General features: G+C 62.5%; 19 protein-coding genes. 14 read left to right on the forward strand and 5 right to left on the reverse strand.

Annotated elements, in window-relative coordinates; genetic code table 11:
• Positions 1 to 6 precede the first annotated feature (6 nt).
• Entirely contained in the window at positions 7 to 1,551 is a 1,545-nt protein-coding gene (locus TSA1_RS18570) for an acyl-CoA synthetase (protein ID WP_100177614.1), read from the reverse strand.
• 117 nt (positions 1,552 to 1,668) lie between these two features.
• On the reverse strand, positions 1,669 to 2,841 hold the full coding sequence (locus TSA1_RS18575) for an acetyl-CoA C-acetyltransferase (protein WP_100177615.1): 1,173 nt from the start codon (positions 2,839 to 2,841) through the stop codon (positions 1,669 to 1,671).
• 210 nt (positions 2,842 to 3,051) lie between these two features.
• Here TSA1_RS18575 and TSA1_RS18580 point away from each other — a divergent pair, with 210 nt between their 5' ends.
• The 8 genes from TSA1_RS18580 to TSA1_RS18615 all read left to right on the forward strand — a co-directional run bounded on the left by TSA1_RS18580 (position 3,052) and on the right by TSA1_RS18615 (position 12,233).
• Positions 3,052 to 3,654 carry a TetR family transcriptional regulator gene (locus tag TSA1_RS18580; protein WP_100177616.1) on the forward strand — a complete coding sequence of 201 codons (603 nt, stop codon included), beginning with the start codon at positions 3,052 to 3,054 and terminating at the stop codon, positions 3,652 to 3,654.
• Positions 3,655 to 3,710: 56 nt separating this feature from the next.
• A complete protein-coding gene (locus TSA1_RS18585; protein WP_100177617.1) occupies positions 3,711 to 4,469 on the forward strand; it encodes an SDR family NAD(P)-dependent oxidoreductase in 759 nt (252 codons plus the stop codon).
• A 210-nt stretch (positions 4,470 to 4,679) separates the two neighbouring features.
• Positions 4,680 to 5,486, forward strand: coding sequence for an enoyl-CoA hydratase/isomerase family protein (locus TSA1_RS18590; RefSeq protein WP_100177618.1), 807 nt, complete (start codon positions 4,680 to 4,682; stop codon positions 5,484 to 5,486).
• 43 nt (positions 5,487 to 5,529) lie between these two features.
• On the forward strand, positions 5,530 to 7,401 hold the full coding sequence (locus TSA1_RS18595) for an AMP-binding protein (RefSeq protein WP_100177619.1): 1,872 nt from the start codon (positions 5,530 to 5,532) through the stop codon (positions 7,399 to 7,401).
• A 155-nt stretch (positions 7,402 to 7,556) separates the two neighbouring features.
• Positions 7,557 to 8,684: an acyl-CoA dehydrogenase family protein gene (locus tag TSA1_RS18600; protein WP_100177620.1), complete on the forward strand. Its 1,128-nt coding sequence runs from the start codon at positions 7,557 to 7,559 to the stop codon at positions 8,682 to 8,684.
• 124 nt (positions 8,685 to 8,808) lie between these two features.
• Positions 8,809 to 10,053, forward strand: coding sequence for an acyl-CoA dehydrogenase (locus TSA1_RS18605; RefSeq protein ID WP_100177621.1), 1,245 nt, complete (start codon positions 8,809 to 8,811; stop codon positions 10,051 to 10,053).
• A 117-nt stretch (positions 10,054 to 10,170) separates the two neighbouring features.
• Complete coding sequence (locus TSA1_RS18610; RefSeq protein ID WP_100177622.1) at positions 10,171 to 11,415, forward strand: acyl-CoA dehydrogenase; 1,245 nt, start codon at positions 10,171 to 10,173, stop codon at positions 11,413 to 11,415.
• 119 nt (positions 11,416 to 11,534) lie between these two features.
• Complete coding sequence (locus TSA1_RS18615; RefSeq protein WP_100177623.1) at positions 11,535 to 12,233, forward strand: nitroreductase; 699 nt, start codon at positions 11,535 to 11,537, stop codon at positions 12,231 to 12,233.
• A gap of 88 nt (positions 12,234 to 12,321) precedes the next feature.
• Here the strand turns inward: TSA1_RS18615 and TSA1_RS18620 are convergent, their stop codons facing one another.
• Entirely contained in the window at positions 12,322 to 12,870 is a 549-nt protein-coding gene (locus TSA1_RS18620) for a sigma-70 family RNA polymerase sigma factor (protein ID WP_100177624.1), read from the reverse strand.
• Positions 12,870 to 13,103 (reverse strand): NepR family anti-sigma factor, encoded by a 234-nt coding sequence (locus tag TSA1_RS18625; RefSeq protein WP_174718967.1) that lies wholly within the window; start codon positions 13,101 to 13,103, stop codon positions 12,870 to 12,872. The genes TSA1_RS18620 and TSA1_RS18625 overlap by 1 nt, the downstream gene beginning before the upstream one ends.
• A 221-nt stretch (positions 13,104 to 13,324) precedes the next feature.
• Here TSA1_RS18625 and TSA1_RS18630 point away from each other — a divergent pair, with 221 nt between their 5' ends.
• Positions 13,325 to 14,131 (forward strand): response regulator, encoded by an 807-nt coding sequence (locus TSA1_RS18630; protein WP_174718968.1) that lies wholly within the window; start codon positions 13,325 to 13,327, stop codon positions 14,129 to 14,131.
• 73 nt (positions 14,132 to 14,204) lie between these two features.
• Here TSA1_RS18630 and TSA1_RS18635 read toward each other — a convergent pair whose 3' ends face one another.
• On the reverse strand, positions 14,205 to 15,062 hold the full coding sequence (locus tag TSA1_RS18635) for an energy transducer TonB family protein (protein ID WP_100177627.1): 858 nt from the start codon (positions 15,060 to 15,062) through the stop codon (positions 14,205 to 14,207).
• A 186-nt stretch (positions 15,063 to 15,248) separates the two neighbouring features.
• Here TSA1_RS18635 and TSA1_RS18640 point away from each other — a divergent pair, with 186 nt between their 5' ends.
• The 5 genes from TSA1_RS18640 to fabD all read left to right on the forward strand — a co-directional run bounded on the left by TSA1_RS18640 (position 15,249) and on the right by fabD (position 22,662).
• Positions 15,249 to 15,860, forward strand: a complete 612-nt coding sequence (locus tag TSA1_RS18640) for a nuclear transport factor 2 family protein (protein WP_174718969.1) — start codon at positions 15,249 to 15,251, stop codon at positions 15,858 to 15,860.
• A gap of 203 nt (positions 15,861 to 16,063) precedes the next feature.
• A complete protein-coding gene (locus TSA1_RS18645) occupies positions 16,064 to 17,329 on the forward strand; it encodes a tyrosine-type recombinase/integrase (protein ID WP_161497243.1) in 1,266 nt (421 codons plus the stop codon).
• A gap of 1,209 nt (positions 17,330 to 18,538) precedes the next feature.
• Positions 18,539 to 19,246, forward strand: a complete 708-nt coding sequence (locus tag TSA1_RS18650) for a DUF3102 domain-containing protein (protein ID WP_100177630.1) — start codon at positions 18,539 to 18,541, stop codon at positions 19,244 to 19,246.
• Between the two features lie 180 nt (positions 19,247 to 19,426).
• On the forward strand, positions 19,427 to 19,783 hold the full coding sequence (locus tag TSA1_RS18655; protein WP_145984332.1) for a hypothetical protein: 357 nt from the start codon (positions 19,427 to 19,429) through the stop codon (positions 19,781 to 19,783).
• 287 nt (positions 19,784 to 20,070) lie between these two features.
• Positions 20,071 to 22,662: an ACP S-malonyltransferase gene (gene fabD / locus TSA1_RS18660; RefSeq protein WP_210421897.1), complete on the forward strand. Its 2,592-nt coding sequence runs from the start codon at positions 20,071 to 20,073 to the stop codon at positions 22,660 to 22,662.
• The last annotated feature ends 164 nt before the right edge of the window (positions 22,663 to 22,826 follow it).

The raw sequence follows: 22,826 nt of genomic DNA on the forward strand, positions 1-22,826 counted from the left end.
AGTCGGCTAAATCTTCGCCGCCGCCTTCGGCCAATACTTATCGCGCAGGTGCCGCTTCACCAGCTTGCCCGTGGGCGTGCGCGGCAGCTCGGCTTCGAAATCGATCGAGCGCGGGCACTTGATCGCGGAGAGACGACCCTTGCAATAGGCAATCAGGTCGGCTTCCAGCGCCTTGCCGGCGCGGCCCATGTCGTGCGGCTGCACCACCGCCTTCACCTCTTCGCCCATCTCCTCGTTCGGCACGCCGAACACGGCGACGTCGGCGACGTCGGGGTGGGTGATCAGCACGTCCTCGGTCTCCTGCGGGTAGATGTTCACCCCGCCGGAGATGATCATGTAGGATTTGCGGTCGGTGAGGAACAGGAAGCCGTCCTTGTCGAGATAGCCGACATCGCCGAGCGTGGACCAGCCCTTGGCGTTGTAGGCCTTCTTCGTCTTCTCGGGGTCGTTGTGATAGGTGAAGGCGGGTGCGTCGGCGAAATAGACCGTGCCGATCTCGCCGACCGGCTGCTCCTCGTCGTTCTCGTCCAAAATCTTGATCTTGCCGACCACGGCGCGGCCGACGCTGCCGCGATGCTCCAGCCATTGCTGCGAATTGCAGACGGTGACGCCGTTGCCTTCCGATCCCGCGTAATATTCGATCAGGATCGGTCCCCACCATTCGATCATCTTGGCCTTCACGTCGACCGGGCAGGGCGCGGCGGCGTGGATTGCGCCCTTGAGCGTGGAAACGTCGTACTTGGTGCGTACCTCGTCCGGCAGCTTCAGCATGCGCACGAACATGGTCGGCACCAGCTGCGATTGCGTCACCTTGTATTTCTCGACCAGCTTCAGGAACTCTTCGGCGTCGAAATGCTCCATGATGATGGAGGTGCCGCCCAGCACAATCGCCATCATGTTGAACCGCAGGGGCGCTGCGTGATACAGCGGCGCCGGCGACAGATAGGTGCTCTCCGCGTTCATGCCGCACATGTCGGCGCAGAGCACGCGCAGGAAGGCGTTAGGCACGTCGATCCTGTTGCCCTCGAACGCCTTCTTGATTCCCTTCGGCCGGCCGGTGGTGCCCGACGAATACAGCATGTCGTAGCCGGCGACCTCGTCCGTAACAGGCGTGGTCGGCTGCGCGGCAGCTTCCTTGTCGTAGGAACGGAAGCCGGGCAGCGACTCGTCCATCATGTAGAAGATCGGCTCGCCGGGCGTGCCCTTGATCAGGCCCTTGATCTGGTCGGCGCATTTCGGTGTCGTGATCACGACCTTGGCGCCGCAATCGGCGATGATGTACTCGATCTCGTCCTGCTTCAGGTAGCGGCTGATCGCGGTGTAATAGAGCCCACTGCGCTGCGCGGCCCAGCACAGCTCCATGAAGGCGAGGCGGTTCTCCATCAGAAGCGCGATGTGATCGCCGGCCTTGAGACCGAGCGAGCGGAACAGCTGCGCGCCCTGGTTCGAGAGCTCGTCGAGCTCGCGATAGGTGATCGCCTTGCCGGTCCCGGCCATCCGATAGGCGATCTTGTCGGGCGTGGTGCGGGCGTGGATGGAAGGGTGAGTCATGGCGTTTCCTCAAAACGCGAATGGCGAGTAGCGACTGGCGAATAGGGAAGAAGGGCAAACCGTTCTTCGCCTACTCACCATTCGCTACTCGCCACTCACTACTCGCTTTTGCTTTTCTTACAGCCGCTCCACGATCGTCACGTTGGCCATGCCGCCGCCTTCGCACATGGTCTGCAGGCCGTAGCGCTTGCCGCGCTGGTGCAGGGCGTGGACCAGCGTCGTCATCAGCTTGGTGCCGGAGCCGCCGAGCGGATGGCCGAGTGCGATGGCGCCGCCGTTGACGTTGAGCCTGCTAGGATCGGCGCCGGTGGTCTTGAGCCAGCCGGTCGGCACGGAGGCGAACGCCTCGTTGACCTCGAACAGGTCGATGTCGTCGATTTTCATGCCGGCCTTCTCCAGCGCCTTCTTGGTAGCGTGCAGGGGAGCATCGAGCATGATGACGGGATCGCCGCCGGTCATGGTCATGTGGTGGATGCGCGCGAGCGGTGTTGCGCCGAGCTGCTTGAGGCCGCGCTCGTTGACGACCATCACGCCGGAGGCGCCGTCGCAGATCTGGCTGGCGCTGGCCGCGGTGAGCTTGCCCTTCTCGGCGATCAGCTTGACGCCCTTGATGCCGTCGAGGGTGACGTCGAAGCGGATGCCCTCGTCGATGTGGTGGGTGTCCTTGGAGCCGTCGGCGCGGGTGATCTCGAGCGGCACGATCTCCTTCTTGAAGTGACCGGCCTGCGTCGCCGCGATCGCGCGCTGATGGCTGTTGTAGGAGTACTCGTCGAGATCATCCTTCGACAGGCCGTACTTCTCGGCCATCATCTCGGCGCCGGTGAATTGGCTGAACACGATGTTCGGATACTTCTTCTCGATGCCCGGGCTCTTGTAACTGCCGAAGCCGTTCTTGGCCGGCAGCTGCGACGACAGACCCATCGGCACGCGCGTCATCGATTCCACGCCGGCGGCGATCACGACGTCCATCGCGCCGGACATCACGGCTTGCGCGGCGAAGTGCAGCGCCTGCTGCGAGGAGCCGCACTGGCGGTCGATCGAGGTGCCCGGCACGCTCTCCGGCAGCTTCGAGGCCATGATCGCGTTGCGCGCGACGTTGTTGGACTGCTCGCCGACCTGCATCACGCAGCCCATGATCACGTCTTCGACGAGGGCCGGATCGACCTTGGTGCGATCGACCAGCTCGTCCAGCACCTTCGCGGCGAGATCGGCCGGATGCCAGCCGGCGAGACGGCCCCCCTTGCGCCCGCCGGCGGTACGCGCGGCGGCGACGATATAAGCCTCGGCCATGTCGGTTTCTCCCTGAATTCTTGATTGGGTTGGTTGTCGGGGACGGATTTAAGGGACGGGATGTCATTTAGTCAATCGATCAATTAACTCTTGTGATGAGGCGCTGCTTGAGCTTATCTGCGCCCCGCTTCGAGCGGCGAACAGGGATCTTCCGTGGCTACCAGCGTTCCGAACAGGCTCCCGAGCGGGAAGAATTCCACGGCGGAGAAATTGCTCGTGGCCGCGAGCGAGCTGATGATCGAACGCTCCTCGATCGAGATCTCGCTATCCGACATCGCCCAGAAATCGGGCGCCAATGCCGCGCTGGTCAAGTATCACTTCGGCAACAAGGACGGCCTGCTGCTGGCGCTGCTCGCGCGGGATGCTGCGACCGAGATGTCCAATCTCGAATATCTGCTGGCGCAGCCGATCACGTCGACGGCGAAGCTGAAGCTGCACATCGCCGGCATCATCCGCGCCTATCACCGGTTCCCCTACATGAACCGGCTGATCCATTATCTGCTGCACGAAACCAATGCGGGCTCCGCCGACGAAGTCTCGAAATTCTTCGTGGCGCCGCTGCTCGACTTCCACCGCCGCCTGCTGGCCGAAGGCGTCAGCCGCGGCGAGTTCCGCGCCACCGATCCGGTGCTGTTCTACACCAGCCTGATCGGTGCCTGCGATCACCTGTTCTTCGGCCGGCACGCGATGTCCCGCGCGACCGGTGTCGGTCCGGTCACCGATGACGTCTGCCGGCAATACATCAAGCACATGGAAACGCTGATCTGCGGCGGCATCCTCACGCAAGCCGGGGAAGCTGCGGCGGCCGGATAATCCGGCCGAAGCTCTGCAAGTCTAGAGAAGAAACGCCCAAGGAAAGGTAGAATACGATGGAGTTGAAAGACGTAGCCGTTCTCATCACCGGCGGTGGTTCGGGTCTCGGCGAAGCCACCGCCCGCGCCATGGCGGCCAAGGGCGCCAGGATCGGCGTGATCGACCAGAACAAGGAGAACGCCGAAAAGGTTGCCGCCGAGGTGAAGGGCGTCGCGCTCCATGCCGACGTCACGAGCGAAGAGCAGATCAAGGCTGCGATCGCCAAGGCGGAAGCCGCGCACGGCGTTGCGCGCGTGCTGATGAACTGCGCCGGCATCGGCGGCTCGCAGCGCATCGTCGGCCGCGACGGCGTCTATCCGCTCGAAAAGTTCGCGCGCATCATCAACGTCAACCTGATCGGCACGTTCAACTGCCTGCGGCTGTTCGCCGAGCGTCTCGTCACCATCGAGCCGGTCGGCGAGGAGCGCGGCGTCATCATCAACACCGCTTCGGTCGCGGCCTATGAAGGCCAGATCGGCCAGATCGCCTATTCGGCCTCGAAGGGCGGCGTCGTCGGCCTCACGCTGCCGGCCGCGCGCGACCTCGCCAGCCAGAAGATCCGCGTCAACACCATCGCGCCCGGCCTGTTCTTCACGCCGTTGCTGATGGGTCTGAACGAGGAGGCCCGCAAGAGCCTGGGCGCCCAGGTGCCGCATCCCTCGCGTCTCGGCGATGCCAAGGAATACGGCGCGCTCGCCGTGCACATCGTCGAGAACCCGATGCTGAACGGCGAGACCATCCGTCTCGACGGCGCCATCCGTATGGCTCCGCGCTAGGCTTTCTGTCTTACCCTCCCCTGGAGGGGGAGGGTCGATCGCGCGCAGCGCGAGCGGGGTGGGGTGATCTCTCCACACGGCAGCGTCTCAAGCGGAGAGACCGTCACCCCACCCCGTCTCACATTTCGCTGCGCTTCATGTGAGCCGACCCTCCCCCTCCAGGGGAGGGTGGGAGACGGTCTTCGTGTGGCACAAAAAAACGAGGCCCCTATGTCCCAACCGCTGCTGATCGAGCATGACGACGGCGTCGACCGGGTCATGCTCAATCGTCCGGATAGCCTCAACGCGCTCGATCCCGCGCTGATCGACGCGCTCAACGTCTATTTCCAGGGCCTGCAGCGCAATCGCGACACGCGCGTCGTCGTGCTGAAGGGCGCCGGCAGGAACTTTTGCGCCGGCCTCGATCTCAAGGCAGCGATGGCGCGCCGCGCCGGGCAGCAGGAGCCGCCCGGTGTCACGGAGTCCCTGGATTCACAGCGCCGTATCGCCGACATCGTGATGCTGATGCGGCGCTGTCCGCAGCCGATCCTGTCGCTGGTGCAGGGCGCCGCCGCCGGCGGCGGCTTTGCACTGGCGCTCGCCTCCGACATCCGCATCGCGACGAAATCGGCGCGGATGAACTGCGCCTTCATCAAGCTCGGGCTCGGTGGCTGCGACATCGGCACCAGCTACTTCCTGCCGCGCCTCATCGGCGTGTCCGTCGCGTCCGAGTTGATCCTCACCGGACGCTTCATCGGCGCCGAGCGCGCGCTGGCGGTTGGGCTGGTCTCGGAAGTCGTGGACGAGGACAAGCTCGATGCCGCAGCCGAGCCCTATGTCGATGCGATGATGACGGCTTCGCCGGTGGGCCTGCGTCTGTCCAAGGAATGTCTCAACATGAGCGTCGACGCGGGATCGCTCGAGGCTGTCATCGCCATGGAAGATCGCAACCAGGTCCTGTGCAGCCGTTCCGAGGAATTTTCGGAAGGCATCAGGGCCTTCCTTGAGAAGCGAAAGCCTGTCTATATCAGGCGCTGAACGAGAACGATCCGCAAAGGACGATAATTCCGGGAGACGCAAAATGAGTGGAAGCGCGGCGGCCGTGATGACGAAGCCCGCCTTTCGCAAGATCGAGTGGCTCGCACGCGACATCGACGTGGAGCGGCGCGGCGACGGCACGGTGGTGCTGAAGTCGCGCATTCCGTTGCAGCCTTACGAGACGCACATTCCCGCATCGCTGGCGAAATGGGCGAAGGAGGCGCCCGAGCGCATCTGGCTGGCGCAGCGCGGCGGTCCGAACCGCGAATGGCGCAAGGTGTCCTATGGCGAAGCGAAGCGCACCGTCGATGCGCTGACGCAAGGGCTGCTCAATCTCGGACTCGATGGTCGCCCCGTCGCGATCCTCTCCGGCAATTCGATCGAGCATGCGCTGATGACGCAGGCCGCGATGCAGGCGCGCGTCCCCGCAGCGCCGGTGTCGCCGGCCTACTCGCTGATGAGCCATGATCACGTCAAGCTGAAATATTTGTTCGACCTGATCAAGCCGGCCGTGGTGATGGTACAGGACGGCCCGACCTTCGAGAAAGCCCTGAAGGCGCTCGATCTCAGTGGCGTCACCGTGGTTCATGTCGCGCGGCCCTGCGACGGCATTGAGAGCATCAGCTTCGCCGGGCTTGCGGCGACGCCCGTCACGAAGGCCGTCGAGGAGTCGATTGCGAAGATCACGCCGGACACCGTCGGCAAGCTGCTGTTCACCTCGGGCTCGACCGGCATGCCCAAGGCCGTCATCAACACGCAAGCGATGATGTGTGCCAATGCGGCGATGATGATGCAGGTGCGGCCGCGTGACCCGAACGGCCCGACCACGACCATGCTGGACTGGATGCCGTGGAATCACACCATGGGCGGTAATGCGGCCTTCCATCCGGTGCTGGTCGACGGCGGCACGCTTTACATCGACGACGGCCGGCCGATGCCGGGCCAGTTCGAGGAGACGCTGCGGAACCTGCGCGAGATCTCGCCGACCTATTACGCCAACGTGCCGGCCGGTTACGCGGCGCTCGCCGCCGCCATGGAGAAGGACGATGCGCTCTGCCGCTCCTTCTTCAGGAATCTCTCGATCATGGCCTATGGCGGCGCACGGTTGCCTGACGATCTCTACGACCGCATGCAGGCGCTCGCGGTGAAGACCACCGGCGAGCGCATCGTGTTCTACACCGGCTGGGGCTCGACCGAGACTGCGCCGACCTCGACCGGCACCTATTGGGACACCGAGCGCGTCGGCCTGATCGGTCTGCCGTTCCCGGGCGTCGAATTGAAGATGGTGCCGTGCGGCTCGAAATACGAGCTGCGCCTGCGCGGCGTCAACGTCACGCCCGGCTATTTCGGCCAGCCGGAACTAACGAAGAAGATGTTCGACGAGGAAGGATTTTACTGCATCGGCGACGCCGGCATTTTCGTCGACGATTCCGATCCGGTGCAGGGCATCATCTTTGCCGGCCGCGTGGTCGAGGACTTCAAGCTCACTACGGGCACCTTCGTGCATGTCGGCTCGCTCCGCACCGATGCGATCGCAGCCGCAACGCCGGTGGTGCATGACGCGCTGGTCGCGGGACAGGATCGCCCGTTCATCGGCCTGCTGGCATGGCCGAACCTGCACGCCTGCCGGCAGCTCGTCGGCAATCCCGATCTCAGCTTCGAGGACGCCGTGAAGCATCCCGAGGTGATCGCCTGCTTCAAGTGCGGGCTGGAGGCGCACAACAGGGAATGCGAGGGGGCCAGCAGCCGCATCATCGCCCGCGCGATGCTGATGGTCGAGCCGCCCTCGATCGACGGCAACGAGCTCACCGACAAGGGCTACATCAACCAGCGCGCAGGCCTCGAACGCCGCGCGGCGCTGGTGGAGCGGCTCTATGCGGACAAGCCGGATCAGGATGTGATCGTGCTGCGATGAAGCCTTTCTCTCTCCATTCGTCATTCCGGGGCGCGCGCAGCGCGAGCCCGGAATCCATCGGGCCGCATACGCCTGGAGAAATGGATTCCGGGCTCGCCGCTACGCGGCGCCCCGGAATGACGGTCTCAATGACAATAAGATAAGAGGTAGCCGCCATGAACTTCGACTTCTCCGACGACCAGAAGCAGCTCCGCGATCAGGCGCGCAAGTTCCTCGCTGAGAAATGCTCGCCCAAGGCTGTGCGCGCCGTGCTCGACGGCAAGGCGCCTTACGACAAGGAGCTCTGGAAGGGCCTCGCCGAGATGGGCTTCCTCGGCGTTGCGATCCCCGAGGAGTTCGGCGGCGCCGGCGCCGGCCATCTCGAGCTCTGTGTGATTGCCGAGGAGATGGGCCGCGCCAACGCTCCGGTGCCGTTCTCCTCGACCGTCTACCTTGCCGCCGAGGCCCTGCTGATCGCGGGCAACGATGCGCAGAAGAAGAAGTGGCTGCCGGCGATTGCTTCCGGTGAAGCGATCGGCACGCTGGCGCTGTTCGAGGGCAAGGGCAATCCGGCGCCGAAGAACGTCAAGCTGACCGCTGCGAACGGCGTGCTCAACGGCATCAAGAAGCCGGTTGCCGACGGCGCCATCGCCGACTTCGCGGTGGTCGCCGCGCGCACGGGATCGAGCGGACGCGACAGCGACGTCTCGCTGTTCCTGGTCGACCTCAAGGCCGGAGGTGTCGAAGTGAAGAGCCTCACCAATCTCGATCCGACCCGAGGGCAGGCGGAGATCGCCTTCAAGGACGCCAAGGCCGAGCCGCTCGGCGCCGCCGGTGAAGGCTGGAGCATCTTGACCCAGGTGCTCGACCGCGCCGCGGTGCTGTGCGCCTTCGAGCAAGTTGGCGGCTCCGACCGTGCGTTGGAGATGGGCCGAGACTACGCGCTCGATCGCATCGCCTTCGGCCGCCAGATCGGCTCGTTCCAGGCGGTCAAGCACATGCTCGCCGACATGTACGTCTCGGCAACGCTGGCGCGCTCCAACAGCTATTACGGTGCCTGGGCTCTCTCGACCAACGCGGCCGAGCTGCCGGAAGCGGCCGCTGCCGCGCGCATCAGCGCGACGCAGGCGTTCCAGCACTGCGCCAAGAACAACATCCAGGTTCACGGCGGCATGGGTTTCACCTGGGAGTTCGACTGCCACATGTACTACCGCCGCGCCAACGCGATGGCGCTCGGGCTCGGTAGTCTGTCCTATTGGGAAGACCAGCTGATCGACCGCATGCGGAAAAAGAACGCGGCGTGATGATGTCGTCATTCCGGGGCGCCGCACAGCGGCGAACCCGGAATCCCGAGATGAGTAACCAACCTCTGGATTCCGGGTTCGATGCTTCGCATCGCCCCGGAATGACGGAAGAAGAGGCAAGACCATGAACTTCGACGATACCCCGCAGGAAGCCGAGTTCCGTGCCACCGCCCGCGCCTGGATCAGCGCCAATGCGCCCAAGCAGTACGAGGAGGAGCTGCGCAAATCCTCGCTCGGGCGCACGGTGCTGAAGAACGCCAATATCCTCGAGGTGGCAAAGGCCTGGCAGAAGAAGAAGGCCGATGCCGGCTGGGCCTGCCTGCACTGGCCGAAAGAATATGGCGGCCGCGGCTCGTCGCCGATCGAGCGCGTGATCTGGTCGCAGGAAGAAGGTCCGTTCGGCCAGCTGTCCCGCATGTTCATCATCGGCCACGGCATGTGCGGGCCGACGATGATGGCGTTCGCGCGTGAGGAGCATAAGCGCACCTACCTGCCGCCGCTCGCTTCCGGCGAGAAGGTCTGGTGCCAGCTGTTCTCCGAACCGGCGGGCGGCTCGGACGTTGCGGGTCTGCGCACCCGTGCCGAGAAGGACGGCGACGACTGGGTCATCAACGGTCAGAAGATCTGGACTTCGGGCGCGCATTATTCCGACTACGGCATTCTGCTCACGCGCACCGATCCGACCGTGCCCAAGCACAAGGGCCTCACCATGTTCTTCCTGGACATGAAGAGCCCGGGCGTCGAGGTGCGGCCGATCAAGCAGGCGAGCGGCGCCTCGGACTTCAACGAGGTCTATTTCACCAATGTCAGGATTCCCGACCATCAGCGCCTCGGCGAGGTCGGCGACGGCTGGAACGTGTCGCTGACCACGCTGATGAACGAGCGCAGCGCGATCGGTGCGGCCGTCTCGACCGGCTTCCCTGAATTGTTCGAGTATTGCTCCAGCCTGATGCTCGACGACGGCCCGGCGATCGAGGATCGGGCGGTGCGCTCGAAGCTCGCCAATTGGGCGGTGAAGGCGAGCGGGCTGAAATACACCAGCATGCGCGCGATCTCGGCGCTGTCGAAGGGCGAGCGGCCGGGGCCGGAAAACTCCATCGGCAAGCTGGTCGCGGGCTCGATGATTCAGGACGTCGCGACTTACGCGCTGGACCTGCAGGGCGCGAGTGGCGTGGTCAGCGGCGAGGATGGTGAGCTGGCCGGCCGTTTCCAGGCCATGCTGCTGCGCGCGCCCGGCACGCGCGTCGAAGGCGGCACCGACGAGATCATGCGCAACATCATCGCCGAGCGGGTGCTGGGCCTGCCCGGCGACATCAGGGTCGACAAGGACGTGCCGTTCAACAAGATCCCGACGAAGGGAAGAAATTAGCCGTCATTCCGGGGCGATGCGAAGCATCGAACCCGGAATCTCGAGATGAGTCACTAACCTCTAGATTCCGGGTTCGCCCTTCGGGCGCCCCGGAATGACAGAAAGAAAGAGGCCGCCATGAATTTCGACGACACCCCGCAGGAAGCCGCATTCCGCGAGACCGCGCGCAAGTGGATCGACGCCAATGCGCCAAAGGAGTTCGAGGAGGAGCTTTCGAAATCCTCGCTCGGGCGCATCCGGCTCGCCAAGCACGACATGGTCGAGGTCGGCAAGGCCTGGCAGAAGAAGAAGGCGGAGGGCAACTGGGCCTGCCTGCACTGGCCGAAGGAATATGGCGGCCGCGGCGCGACGCCGATCGAGAAGGTGATCTGGCAGCAGGAAGAGGGCGTCTACGGCAAGCTGACGCAGCCGTTCCAGATCGGCGAGGGCATGTGCGGCCCGACCGTGATGGCGTTCGGCAGCGAGGAGGCCAAGCGCCGCTATCTGCCCAAGCTCGCCTCGGGCGAGGAGATCTGGTGCCAGCTGTTCTCCGAGCCGTCGGCCGGCTCCGACGTTGCGGGCCTGCGCACCCGCGCCGAGAAGAAGGGCGACAATTGGGTCGTCAACGGCCAGAAGATCTGGACCTCGGGCGCGCATTATTCCGACTATGGCCTTCTGATCGCGCGCACCGATCCGAACGTGCCCAAGCACAAGGGTCTCACCATGTTCTTCCTGGACATGAAGAGCCCTGGTGTCGAGGTGCGGCCGATCAGGCAGGCCAACGGCATGCAGGAATTCAACGAGGTCTATTTCACCGACGTCGTGATCCCCGACAGCCAGCGGCTGGGCGCCGTCGGCGAGGGCTGGAGCGTGTCGCTGACCACGCTGATGAACGAGCGCATGTCGATCGGCGCGCGGCTTGCGACCGGCGTCCCTGAAATGTTCGAGTTCTGCTCCAATCTGATGCTGGAGGAGGGCCTTGCGATCGACGATCCCGCGGTGCGCTCGAAGCTGGCAAGCTGGGCGGCGAAGTCGAACGGGCTGAAATTCACCAGCTACCGCACCATCTCGGCGCTGTCGAAGGGCGAGCGGCCGGGACCGGAGAACTCGATCGGCAAGCTGGTGTCGGGCATGATGCTGCAGGACATCGCGACCTACGCCATGGACCTGCAGGGTGCGGCCGGTGTGCTCACCGGCAATGACGAGGAGACCGTTCAGGGTCAGTTCCAGCAGATGCTGCTGTCCTCGCCCTCAATGCGCATCGCCGGCGGCACCGACGAGATCCTGCGCAACATCATCGCCGAGCGCGTGCTCGGCCTGCCCGGCGACATCCGTGTCGACAAGGACGTGCCGTATAACAAGATCCCGACCAAGGGCAGATGAAAGACTCTTGTGTCCCGGACGCGCGGAGCGCGAGCCGGGACCCAGGAGCCATGGGCCCCGGCTCTGCGCCGCATCACTTCGTGCTGCGTCGCGTCCGGGGCACGAAAGCGAGCTAAGCAATGGACGCAAAAGTGAATCAAAACGATCGCATCGGTGTGCTCGAAGAGCTGCTCAACGAGCGCTATTCCGTCCGCGCCTTCCTGCCGAAGCAGGTCGACCGCGCGACCATCGAGCACGTGCTGACCACGGCGCAGCGCACCGCGTCCTGGTGCAACAGCCAGCCCTGGCAGGTCGTCATCGCCAGCGGCGAAGCCAAGGAGCGCTTCCGCAAGGCGATCTACAAGGAAGCATCAGGCGGCCTCGGTGACGATTACGATTTCACCCCGCCGCGCGAATATGTCGGCGTCTATCTCGAACGCCGCCGCGAAAGCGGTTTTCAGCTCTACAACACGCTCGGCATCGCCCGCGGTGACAAGATGGCGTACGCCAAGCAGGCGCTGGAGAACTACAATTTCTTTGGCGCGCCGCATGTCGCCATCATCCACACCAACGAGCCGCTCGGCATCTACGGTGCGATCGATTGCGGCGCCTATGTCGGCAATTTCATGCTGGCGGCGCAGGCGCTCGGGCTCGGCACGATCCCGCAGGCCGCGCTCGCGCGCCACTCCGGCCTGATCCGCCGCCACTTCAACCTGCCCGAGGATCGCCGCGTCGTCTGCGGCATCTCGTTCGGCTATGCCGACCACGCCCACACGGTCAACAGCTACCGCACCTCGCGTGCGAGCGTGGCTGACACCGTGACCTTCGTGGACGAGTGATCGAGGACGCAGTCCGTCTTGAGGCAGGCGAAGACGGCCGTGGAAACGGCCGCCTTCATCCTTGCCTCAATTCGCTTGACGCCGGCTGTCAGCCGCCGCTGCCGCCGATCACGGCCCGAACGGTCTCGTCCGGGCCGAAATCCTCGGCGCCATCGACATAGAGCAACGCGGCAAGCTTCGAGCGCGCGCGGTTCACGCGGCTCTTGATCGTGCCGACGGCGCAGCCGCAGATCGAGGCGGCGTCCTCGTAGGAGAAGCCGGAGGCGCCGACCAGGATCAGCGCTTCACGCTGATCCTGCGGAAGCTTTTCGAGCGCCGTGCGGAATTCCTCGAACTCGAGATGCGCGTTCTGCGACGGCTGTGTCTTCAGCGTCTTGGCGTAATTGCCCTCGGCGTCCTCGACCTCGCGCCGCCGCTTGCGATAGTCGGAGCGAAACAGGTTGCGCAGGATCGTGAACAGCCACGCCGGAAGATTGGAGCCGGGCTGGAACGAGTCGATGTTGGCGAGTGCGCGGAGCAGTGTCTCCTGCACCAAATCGTCGGCGCGGTCCGCATTGCCGCTGAGCGAAATGGCGAACGCGCGCAAGCTCGGCACGGCCGCCAGGATGTCGTCACGCAGGGAGTCCGTGAGAGGCATTAATCCCTCCCATTGTTGTTGTCGTTGGATCCGCCCTCATCGCCCAATTGGGGGGCTGCCCCCGGCGCATCAAGCTTCTTGATCAGTTCGGCGAACCGATCTGGAACCCCCTGTCGTACGACATCGTCGTACATGGCGCGCAACTGATGGCCGATCCGGGATTGAATCTCCGGAGTGAGCCCTCCCTTGCCGGGGGTCGTGCTTCTGCTGGCTTGAGACTTGAGATCTTTCATGACCTGTTCCACGTTTCCCCGAGTTAAGTGACTGTAAATTCGAGAAGTTTTCTCAACCGGGAGCCGTTCCCTGGATAGGCACAATTCCAGGTTCGACAAAAAGTTCCCGGGCGGGGGGAACTTTTCTTAGGCTCAGGCGTAATCAACCCCAGCAGGGGAACCCGGGCCCCCCGCGTAACGCCCTGGACCTTGAGGTCGGCCCGAAGATGAATGGAGTGGGGATGTCCCGTTCGCAGCTCGTTGCTGAACACTTGCCGTTGTTGCGCCGGTATGCGCGCGCCCTGACGGGCAGCCAGGCCTCCGGCGACGCCTATGTCGCAGCCATGTTGGAAGCCATGCTGGGAGATCCGTCGGTGCTCGATGAGAGCCATGGGCCGCGCGCCGGCCTGTTCCGGCTGTTCACCCAGATCTGGAATTCGGTCTCGGTCAACGACGATTCGGAGGTGGCGACCCTGCCGATGCCGCCCGAGCGGCGGCTGTCGAACATCACGCCGCTGCCGCGGCAGGCCTTCCTGCTGCTGTCGCTGGAAGGGTTCTCGGAAGAGGAGGTCGGCTACATCCTCGGCACCGACGTCGCCGAGACGCGGCGGCTGGCGGATGCCGCCGGGCGCGAGATGGCGGCCGAGATCGCCACCGACGTGCTGATCATCGAGGACGAGACCTTCATCGCCATGGACCTCGAGAGCCTGGTGAAGAATCTCGGCCACAATGTCGTCGGCGTCGCGCGCACCCACGCCGATGCGGTGGCACTGGCCAAGAACAAGCGGCCCGGCCTGATCCTCGCCGACATCCAGCTCGCCGACGGCTCGTCGGGTCTGGACGCCGTCAACGAGCTGCTGCGCACCTTCGAGGTGCCGGTGGTGTTCATCACCGCCTACCCGGAGCGCTTCCTGACCGGCGAGCGCCCGGAGCCGGCTTTCCTGATCTCAAAGCCGTTCCAGCCTGCAATGGTCTCGGCGGTGGCGAGCCAGGCCCTGTTCTTCCAGCGCAACTCCCGCAACCGCACGCCGAAGGCGCCGGCGGCTTAAGGAAGCCTTCATCGGAAAGCAAGACGGCGCGTCGTAAGGCGCGCCGCTTTTTGTTGCCGAGCGATGCTCCGCCTCAGCAGCCGCGGCAGATGCTACGCATCATGGAGTTCAGTTTGGCATCATCTGGCCCCGGGGACTTTGGACTGAGCTTGGCCTGCTCCTCGACCCAGGATTGGAGAAATTTTTCTCGTTCCGGTGACGGCGGAGCTGGCTTGGGCAGAATTCCGTCGAAAGCCATGAGGATGGTTACCCTCTGTAGATCGTCCTTCGCCTCAGCGGGTGGCTTCGGGAAGGGCGCGGACCGCTCGACCATGGCTAGCGCCGCCGCGTCCAGCGGCGCGAAGCCCGTGCTTTCCACCAGGGCGTTTGAAATCAACTTGCCCGAACGGTCGACCACGAATGTGACGCCGGCATCGGCCCTTTGACCTATCGCATTTGAGGGAAATACCCTGTTGCGCCAGACGTGCTCGGAGACCACCTTGCGCCAGGCGGCCATCGCGTCGGACGCCGTGGAGCCGGAAGCCGGCATGCTCAGCACCAGCCCGTCGGTCGGCACCCGAAATTGTCGGCCGCTGAAGACAATCGGGACCACGAAAGAGAATGTCTCTTCCTTCAGCTCCGAAGGCGGCTGTGGAAAGGGCTGGGCGCGGGCGACGATGTCCAGCGCGGCATCGTCGAGCAGTCGCGAGCCAGTGCTCGCAGCCAGTGCCCGCGAGACCAATTTGCCGTACCGATCGATGACGAAGCCAACCCTGGCCTCACCGGTTTGCGCCAGTGCCTGGGCCGGGAACAGCCTGCTCTTGGCGATGTGTGCTGACAGTTTCGCCTTCCAAGCTTGGGCACTTTCGCTCTGCGCATCTGTCTGCGCGTGGCAAGGGAAAGCAGCCAACAATGCGAGAAGCGCGGCCAACAAGAGAAGTTTCATCTGCATCAACGCGCATACTAGTCCCGGTCTGGTTGATTGCAAGGCTCGGTGCTCGCGTCGCGGTTGCTTCGATGTGGGCAATTCGCGGGGCCGTGCAGCATCATCCCCCGCTTGACGCCAACCTCATTGCCCCGTTGATATTTCGGGCCGATGACATTCATCGCAGCCCCACGCCTCCGGGAGAAACGCACCATGGACCAGCAACTGCTCGACCGCCTTGCCATCCGCGACCTCGTCGAGAACTGGGCGGTCTGGCGCGATGCCGGTGACTGGGAGCGCTTTGCCACGGTCTGGCACGAGGAAGGCTGGATGTCCGCGACCTGGTTTCAGGGGCCGGCGCGGGATTTCATGCGCGTCAGCCAGGAGGGGTTTGCCAAAGGTGTACGCATCCTGCATTTCCTCGGCGGCACCAGCATCGATCTCGCGGAGAAGCGGGCCATCGCCCAGACCAAGATGACGATCTCGCAGCGCGCCCTCGTGCACGACGTGCTCTGCGACGTCGTCTGCACCGGACGCTTCTACGACTTCCTGGAGAAGCGGCAGGACCAATCAGGAATCGGAAAATGGGGCATCGTCCGCCGCCAGCCGATCTACGAGAAGGACCGGATCGATCCGGTCGATCCCGCAGCCAAGCTTCAGCTCGACCAGAAAGCGCTCGCCGCGCTGCCCGAGGGCTATCGTCATCTCGCCTACATGCAGGAGCTGATCGGCTACAAGGTCAAGCGCGATATGCCGGGCCTGATCGGGCCCGAGGTCGAGAAGCTCTATGGCGAAGGGCGGGACTGGCTGGCCGGGAAGAAGTGAGGCCCAGACAAAAGTAAGGCGCGACTGGCATCACCGCGTCAGTGGCGGAATTGCGCACATGCCCTCAATTGTCCGCTGATGGCTTCTAATACATTGTAATTTCTTCTATAATCGCTATATCGAAAATCCGCCGTTATTCACGGGCGTTCGCCGCAATTCGCTGCAATCCGTGTTCAATGGTGGGGCGGACAGGTGGGGCGGACATGGCCAAACGACAGTTGCACAAGCTCTCGGCCCGGGAAGCGGAAACCATCATTGAGCCCGGGCGGCACAGTGACGGGGGTGGGCTTTACCTTGCGATTGAGACGGGGGCGCATGCGCGGCGCCAATGGATATTCCTGTACCGGGTGCGCGGCACCAGCAAGCGCAGAGAGATGGGACTGGGTCCCGCAAAGGGCAAAGGCAAGGACGGCATCTCGCTCGCGGACGCCCGACTGAAGGCTGCGGACGCGCGCAAGAGGCTCGCCGAAGGCAAGGACCTAACGGCGGAGCGGCGCGCCGAAATATTGGCAGCCACGAAGTTCGGAGAATTCGCGGACGACTTTCTGGTATCGATCAGGGCCGGCTTCAAAGGCAAGAATACCCTCGCTGACTGGACCCGAGACCTGAAGGTGCGGTGCAAGCCTATCCGCGGCATGGAGCTCGCCAACATCACGGTGAACGACGTGTTGGAGATCTTGTCGCCCATCTGGATGACGATCAACCGCACGGCACGGGAAACGCGCAGCCGGATTGAGCGCGTGCTTGATGCCGCAGAAGCGAGGGGGCTTCGCTCCGGGAAGAACCCCGCGATGTGGAAGACCTTGAAGCCGCTCTTGCCGAAGTCGAAACGATCAAAGCGCCATCACAAAGCCGCGCCCTACAAGGACGTCCCCCGAATCGTACAGGCGCTGCAAGCCAAGCACGAAGCGGCCGATACTACGGTCAACCTCGCCGCTGAATACATCATCCTGACGGCGGTGCGGACCGGCGAAGCCCGCCTGATGCGCGTGCGCGAGGTGAACTTCGCAGAGCGGCTTTGGACCATCCCGGCGGAACGGATGAAGACAGAAGACCATCCAGAAGGCCAAGATTTCGAAGTGCCACTCTGCGACCGCGCTATTGAGATCCTGAAAGCTGTCATTCCGAGGGATTTGGCGCGCGATGCCTACGTCTTCGCTGGACAATGGTCAAAAGATCATACGAAACCACTTGGCATGAATGCCGTGCTCCACGCGCTAAAGGCCATCTATCCCGCGATGACCACCCATGGATGCCGGTCCAGCTTCCGCGATTGGGCCGGTGACGAAACGCGGTTCGAGCGCGAAATTGCGGAAATGGCATTGGCCCACAAGGTGGGCGACGAAACGGAACAAGCCTATCGGCGTGGCAACGCGTTGAAGAAGCGGAGACAGTTGTTGGACGCTTGGGGCCGATATGTCGTGAGCGCTTCTAACGTGATTCCTATTCCTCATCGGGCGTCCGCATAGCTTCCCGTCCCGGGATCCCTTGCATTTATTGGGCGCGGTGACTGGGGCGCTTCCGGCTTAGCCGCGGCGAGACTCTCCAACGCTAACCGGAATGTCTCGCGATAACCCCAATCTCTTTCGACGGTAATAGTCCCATCGCAGGCACGAGACTTGCGCGAGTGCGCTCGATCCATGGCAACAGCTCTGCGCCGGATCATCACGTGGAATTCGGCTACGATCTCCCGGGCTTCGACAAGAGCGGGAATCCTAGCCTCGACAGCGGCGATAGTGACGGTCTCCGCTTTCGAGAGCGTATTGCGTCCGACCGTCATGGGACGAGCAATTGCTTTTGCCGATGGGGTCCGATGATGATTCGACGTCGGCCCCTTCAGACCGCTGTCCACGTGTCGCTCATTCGCCGACAACGCGAAGGGAGCCCGGAAGCTGCGTGTATTTAAGCAGCACCAAAGCTCAGCGCCGTTTCGGCAACCAGCGTCCCGCTGACTGTCGAGTCAAGGCAGATGCTGATCGACCAAACTCCTGGAGGCCGAACGCGAAGCGCCTGCGCGAGCAGCGCGAGCACGTCGGCGAACGGTTACCGCCTTAATGAGCTTCGAGGATACCTCTCGCGCATCAATCGACGAGCGGCTTCGAGCAGCCCGAGCTCTACGCCGTTTGTCGTTAGCTCCCGTAGCAATAGATGCTGCCGCCGCGCGATAGCGACATCGACGTCAAGGAAATGATTTGCCACAGCGACATCGGTTAATAGAGCCTGGCCGGAGCGTGGAGAGGAGATTCGAACATGATCGACTTTACGCGCTACGGGCACCTGGACGGCAAGGTCATCAATCTGTCGTAGAACACAATCATCCAAGAAAGTCTTCCTCGCGAGACCGGAGCAACGAACTCAGGTCGGTACTTGGTCTGCCGAGCGATCTCCCGAACGAGAAGTGCCATGCGCGACGTCTGCTCTGTTTCGCGCGACGCGATTCAGGTTGAGGACATCGGTGCTCATATTTCAGTATGTTTCTTGGGTTTGCTGGGATCCCGATCGTGTTGGTCGCCAAGAAGGCGATAACTTCTGCGCTTACGTTTGCACTTGACAACAACCGTCTTCCTTAGTCGCAAGGCCCATCAAATACACGCTTTGTGCGAAGCAACCCAACGTTGATCAGAGCGGAAAACCATGTTAGTCACGTTTTTGTGTGGGCAACGGGGTGCGCGTGCAAAATGCGGAAGGACGTGCGACTGGACGATCAGCGTGATGATGACATGCGTAGCTTGCGGTTCGACTATGACTCCGTCCCAATATCGGTAGCCAAATTCCTCAGAGGCCAAGCTGACCGAATCCGACGACAATGTACGACGTCCCTTATCCAAATCGGCAAGGCGCTCCTTGAAGCGAAGCGTCATCTATCGCATGGCGCGTTCCTCGGTTGGGTAGAGTGCGAGGTTGGCATTCCTGCGCGTACCGCGCAGGCCTACATGCGAGTAGCTGGATGGGCATCCGACAAAGGCGCAACGGTTGCGCATTTGTCGCCGTCAGTTCTCTATCTGCTTTCCACCACGGGCGTTCCCGAAGCCTTTGTGAGCGATATCCTAAGTCGGGCAGAAGCTGGCGAGCACATTGCGCCGTCAGTCGTGCGAGAAGAGCTAAAAGCCTTTCGATCAGGCGAGCTGGGGAAAGGGCGCGAGCTAGAGGTGTCGGCGCAACAATCCGCGCGTGGCGATATGGAATGGCAGGCTATCGCGCCCGATGGTGGGTCTGGAAGCGCCGTTGCCCAGCTCGTTGCTATCTTGGCGCAGGGATTATCCGCAGTCGATTTCGCGCGGGTCCGAGACATTGTGACTAGCGACATCGTCCTCTCCGACCCAAAGTTGGCGCAAAACCTTGAGCGAGCATTCTGTGGTATTCAAGCTTGCGTGGCCCTGATTTGATTGTGCCGAATGTTTCAAAGTCGCTCGATGCGCGATCGGAGCGGGGTGGCGATTTCCCAAGCGGCAATCGTTGTCAGGTTTGCGTGGACCGCGCGTCTCTCGATACTTGCGGTCAAACATCTAGTGGTTCCGAATGCGTAGAAGCTGACTGCCGACGCTGAAGCTGGAAAGGGCGAGAGAATGCAGCATTTTGGTACTGAGCATGACTCTCAAGAATTCCTTTCTTCTGCTCTACAGGATGGCGCGCTGTGGCGACTATTCGTGCCGCGCGATGATTCCGCCACGTTCAGCGACTCTGTTGGCGTGTTAAGTCAGTTCTTGGGCAGTGGCTCGCAGAAGCAGCGTCTCCTGTCGAGACTCGAGCTGGTGTACGAGCATCGAGACGACAATCTTGAATTCTTGAGGCGGTTTGTAAATGGCGCAATCAGTGTGCCTGAGCCGTATCTCGAGAAACGGCACGGTGGTTGCTCGGCCTCCGTCGTGTATTTTTGCGGAAGTGAGATGACGGAGATCTTGGTCTCGCTGGCGAATAGCTAGCATATCCTGAACGAGGGGCCGACTGTCGGTTTGGCGACCGCGAGTAACCGTCCCGTCGTTCCCTCACCTGGTTCGCAGAGCGAGCGGAACTCGCGCTCATCTGATCGCTAGAAGTTCCCGCGGATTGCGACGGGTGACGATCGTCTTCTTCGTACGAAACAGACTGCGATCTCGATCGATGTGGGCGGCAAAGCGGTCGTTCTCTCGCGCAACGCCACGTGCGGTAAAACCGAAGTGTCGGAAATTGCTTTGAAAGCAGGGCGTTATCGTAAGCCGAACCTTTCCTGATGTCGGCTAACAGCGATCAATTGATGGATTGCAGAAAGTTCACAGAGCGCGCGGGATTACTGGTACTAGAGCGCGATCACAAATTGATTGGTGTCTTGATGCGTGCAGTTCTGTTTCCTGGCCAAGGAGCCCAATTCAAGGGTATGGGGCGGGATCTGTTCGGCCGATTTTCTGCGCTTGTGCGGACTGCGGACCGGATACTTGGATATTCAATCGAGGAGCTTTGCCTTCGCGATCCCGGGCAACGTTTGGCGCAAACCCAGTACACCCAGCCTGCCCTGTACGTGGTTAACGCGTTCGCCTTTCTGGCAGCGCAAGGCGCGGGCGGAGCGGAGCCAGAGTTTCTGGCCGGGCATAGCCTTGGCGAGTACAATGCGTTGCTCTCGAGCGGAGTGTTCGACTTCGAGTCCGGGCTGAGACTGGTGCAGAAGCGGGGCGAGCTCATGAGCCGCGCCCCCCGCGGCGCGATGGCTGCTGTTCTCGGGTTGGACTGCGCGTTGCTGAGCGACCTTTGCAAGAAGGCGGGCTTCTCCGGGATTCATCCTGCGAACATTAATTCGCCCTCCCAAGTGGTGATATCCGGCGCGGAATCCGAGATCTCTCGCGTTCAAAAGTTGATAGAGGCGCAAGCCGGCGCGCGATACGTCCGGCTCAATGTCGGCGGTGCGTTTCATTCGCCATTGATGCAATCCGCAGCTGACGAATTTCAGGAGTTTGTCGGTCGTTTCACTTTTCAGGACCCGAAAACTCCTGTGATCTCCAATGTCACGGCCCGCCCCTACGCTACGGGCGACGTCGGAATGCAACTGGTTCGGCAAATCACCAGCCCGGTGCAGTGGAATGATTGCGTGCGATACATGATCGCCAGAGGGGTGCGGGACTTTCAAGAAGTCGGGCCGGGACAAATACTGACGAAGCTTGTTACCCAGATTCGCCAGGAGGCTGCCCCGATTGTTCTCGAAGATGTGAGCAGAGTCGAGTTGTCGCTGTCGAGCTCCGACGCGGCCAAGTCGACGAAGACGGCTGACGACGTTGCGCGCCACGTTGGCGTGTTACCGCCGACTCAGTCCGAAACACTGACGGACAATCGGTCGCCGCAGGCCAGTGCGGCCAAGCCGCAAACCGCCGCGGAATTGAGGCCCTCTCCTGTTGTGCTGCATGACGTGGTGCCCCCGCGCCGGCCGGCCGATCGTATATTCGGCATCGATCCGACTGACCTCGGTGCGAGGTCGTTCAGGGATGAATACGGGATCAAGTTCGCCTATATCGCCGGCTCGATGTACAAGGGAATTTCTTCGAAAGAATTGGTCGTTCGAATGGGAAGAGCCGGCTTCATGGGCTTCCTGGGAACCGGCGGAATGCCGCTCGAAGAGATCGAAAGTGACATTCAGTACATCAAGGCTGAGTTGAGGGAGGCGTACAGTTATGGATGCAATCTGCTCCACAGTCCGGAGAGCCCGGCGCTGGAGGACGCAGTTGTCGATATTCTCCTGCGACACCGAGTGCGGTTCGTCGAGGCGTCTGCTTACATGCAGATCACACCGGCTCTCGTTCGATACAAGCTCAGCGGGCTGTCGAAAGCGGCCGACGGGACGATCGTTCGGCGCCATCGAATTATTGCCAAAGTATCGAACACCGAGGTTGCGCGAGCGTTCCTCCAGCCTCCGTCGCAACGGATTGTCCAATCTCTCCTGGCCAACGGCCAGATCACCGCTGAGCAAGCCGATATCGCGGGACAAGTTCCGACGGCCGACGACATATGTGTTGAAGCCGATTCCGGGGGGCACACGGATCAGGGCGTCGCATTCGCACTTTTTCCCGCCATCGCGCAAGTGCGTGACGAGGTCGTCGCGCACCGAAGATATCACTACCCCGTCCATCTGGGTGCGGCTGGCGGCATTGGGACGGCGCATGCTGCTTTGGCGGCCTTCATGCTTGGCGCAGATTTCATCGTCACCGGCTCGATCAATCAGTGCACCGTCGAGGCTGGAACGAGCGACGCGGTCAAGGACATGCTGCAGGAGGTCGATGTTAATGACACGGACTATGCGCCTGCGGGAGATATGTTTGAGATCGGCGCGAAGGTCCAGGTAGTGAAGAAGGGCGTGTTCTTCCCGGCAAGGGCGAACAAGCTGTACGAGCTCTACCGGCGCCACAATTCGATCGACGAAATCGATCCGGCCACGCGCAGGCAAATTGAGGAGAAATACTTCGCGCTCAGTCTCGATCAGGTCTGGGAGGAAACCAAGCTCTATCTCAGCCGGAAAAGCCCGACCGAACTGGATCGTGCGAAGCAATCGGCGAAGCACAAGATGGCGCTTATCTTCAAATGGTACTTTGCGCGATCGACCCGACTCGCGATGACCGGTGTCGTTCGCAACAAAGTGGATTTCCAGATCCAATGCGGCCCCGCGCTGGGCGCGTTCAATCAACGCGTCAAAGGCACGGCACTTGAGAATTGGCGCAACCGGCATGTCGACCAGATTGCGTTTGTCATTCTGGAAGAGACGGGCGAATTAATGGACAGCGCGCTCCGCCGATATGCAGAGGTTCGCGACAAGAGACAGATTGCGGTTCCGGCGGTTGCGTGAATTCGACCGGCGGGCCTTGCGCGTGTGCGATGTCGGGCTGTCACGCCGAGCGCCCTTCCCTACCAAGGTGAGGATCGGTATCGCCCGTTGACTTGCGCCAACCGCCAACTGGTGAGCGTGCGTTTAGATCTCACTGATGGGTCCGATCGCCGAGCAACAAGCTC

It is taken from the genome of Bradyrhizobium nitroreducens (assembly GCF_002776695.1).
Lineage (GTDB): Bacteria > Pseudomonadota > Alphaproteobacteria > Rhizobiales > Xanthobacteraceae > Bradyrhizobium > Bradyrhizobium nitroreducens.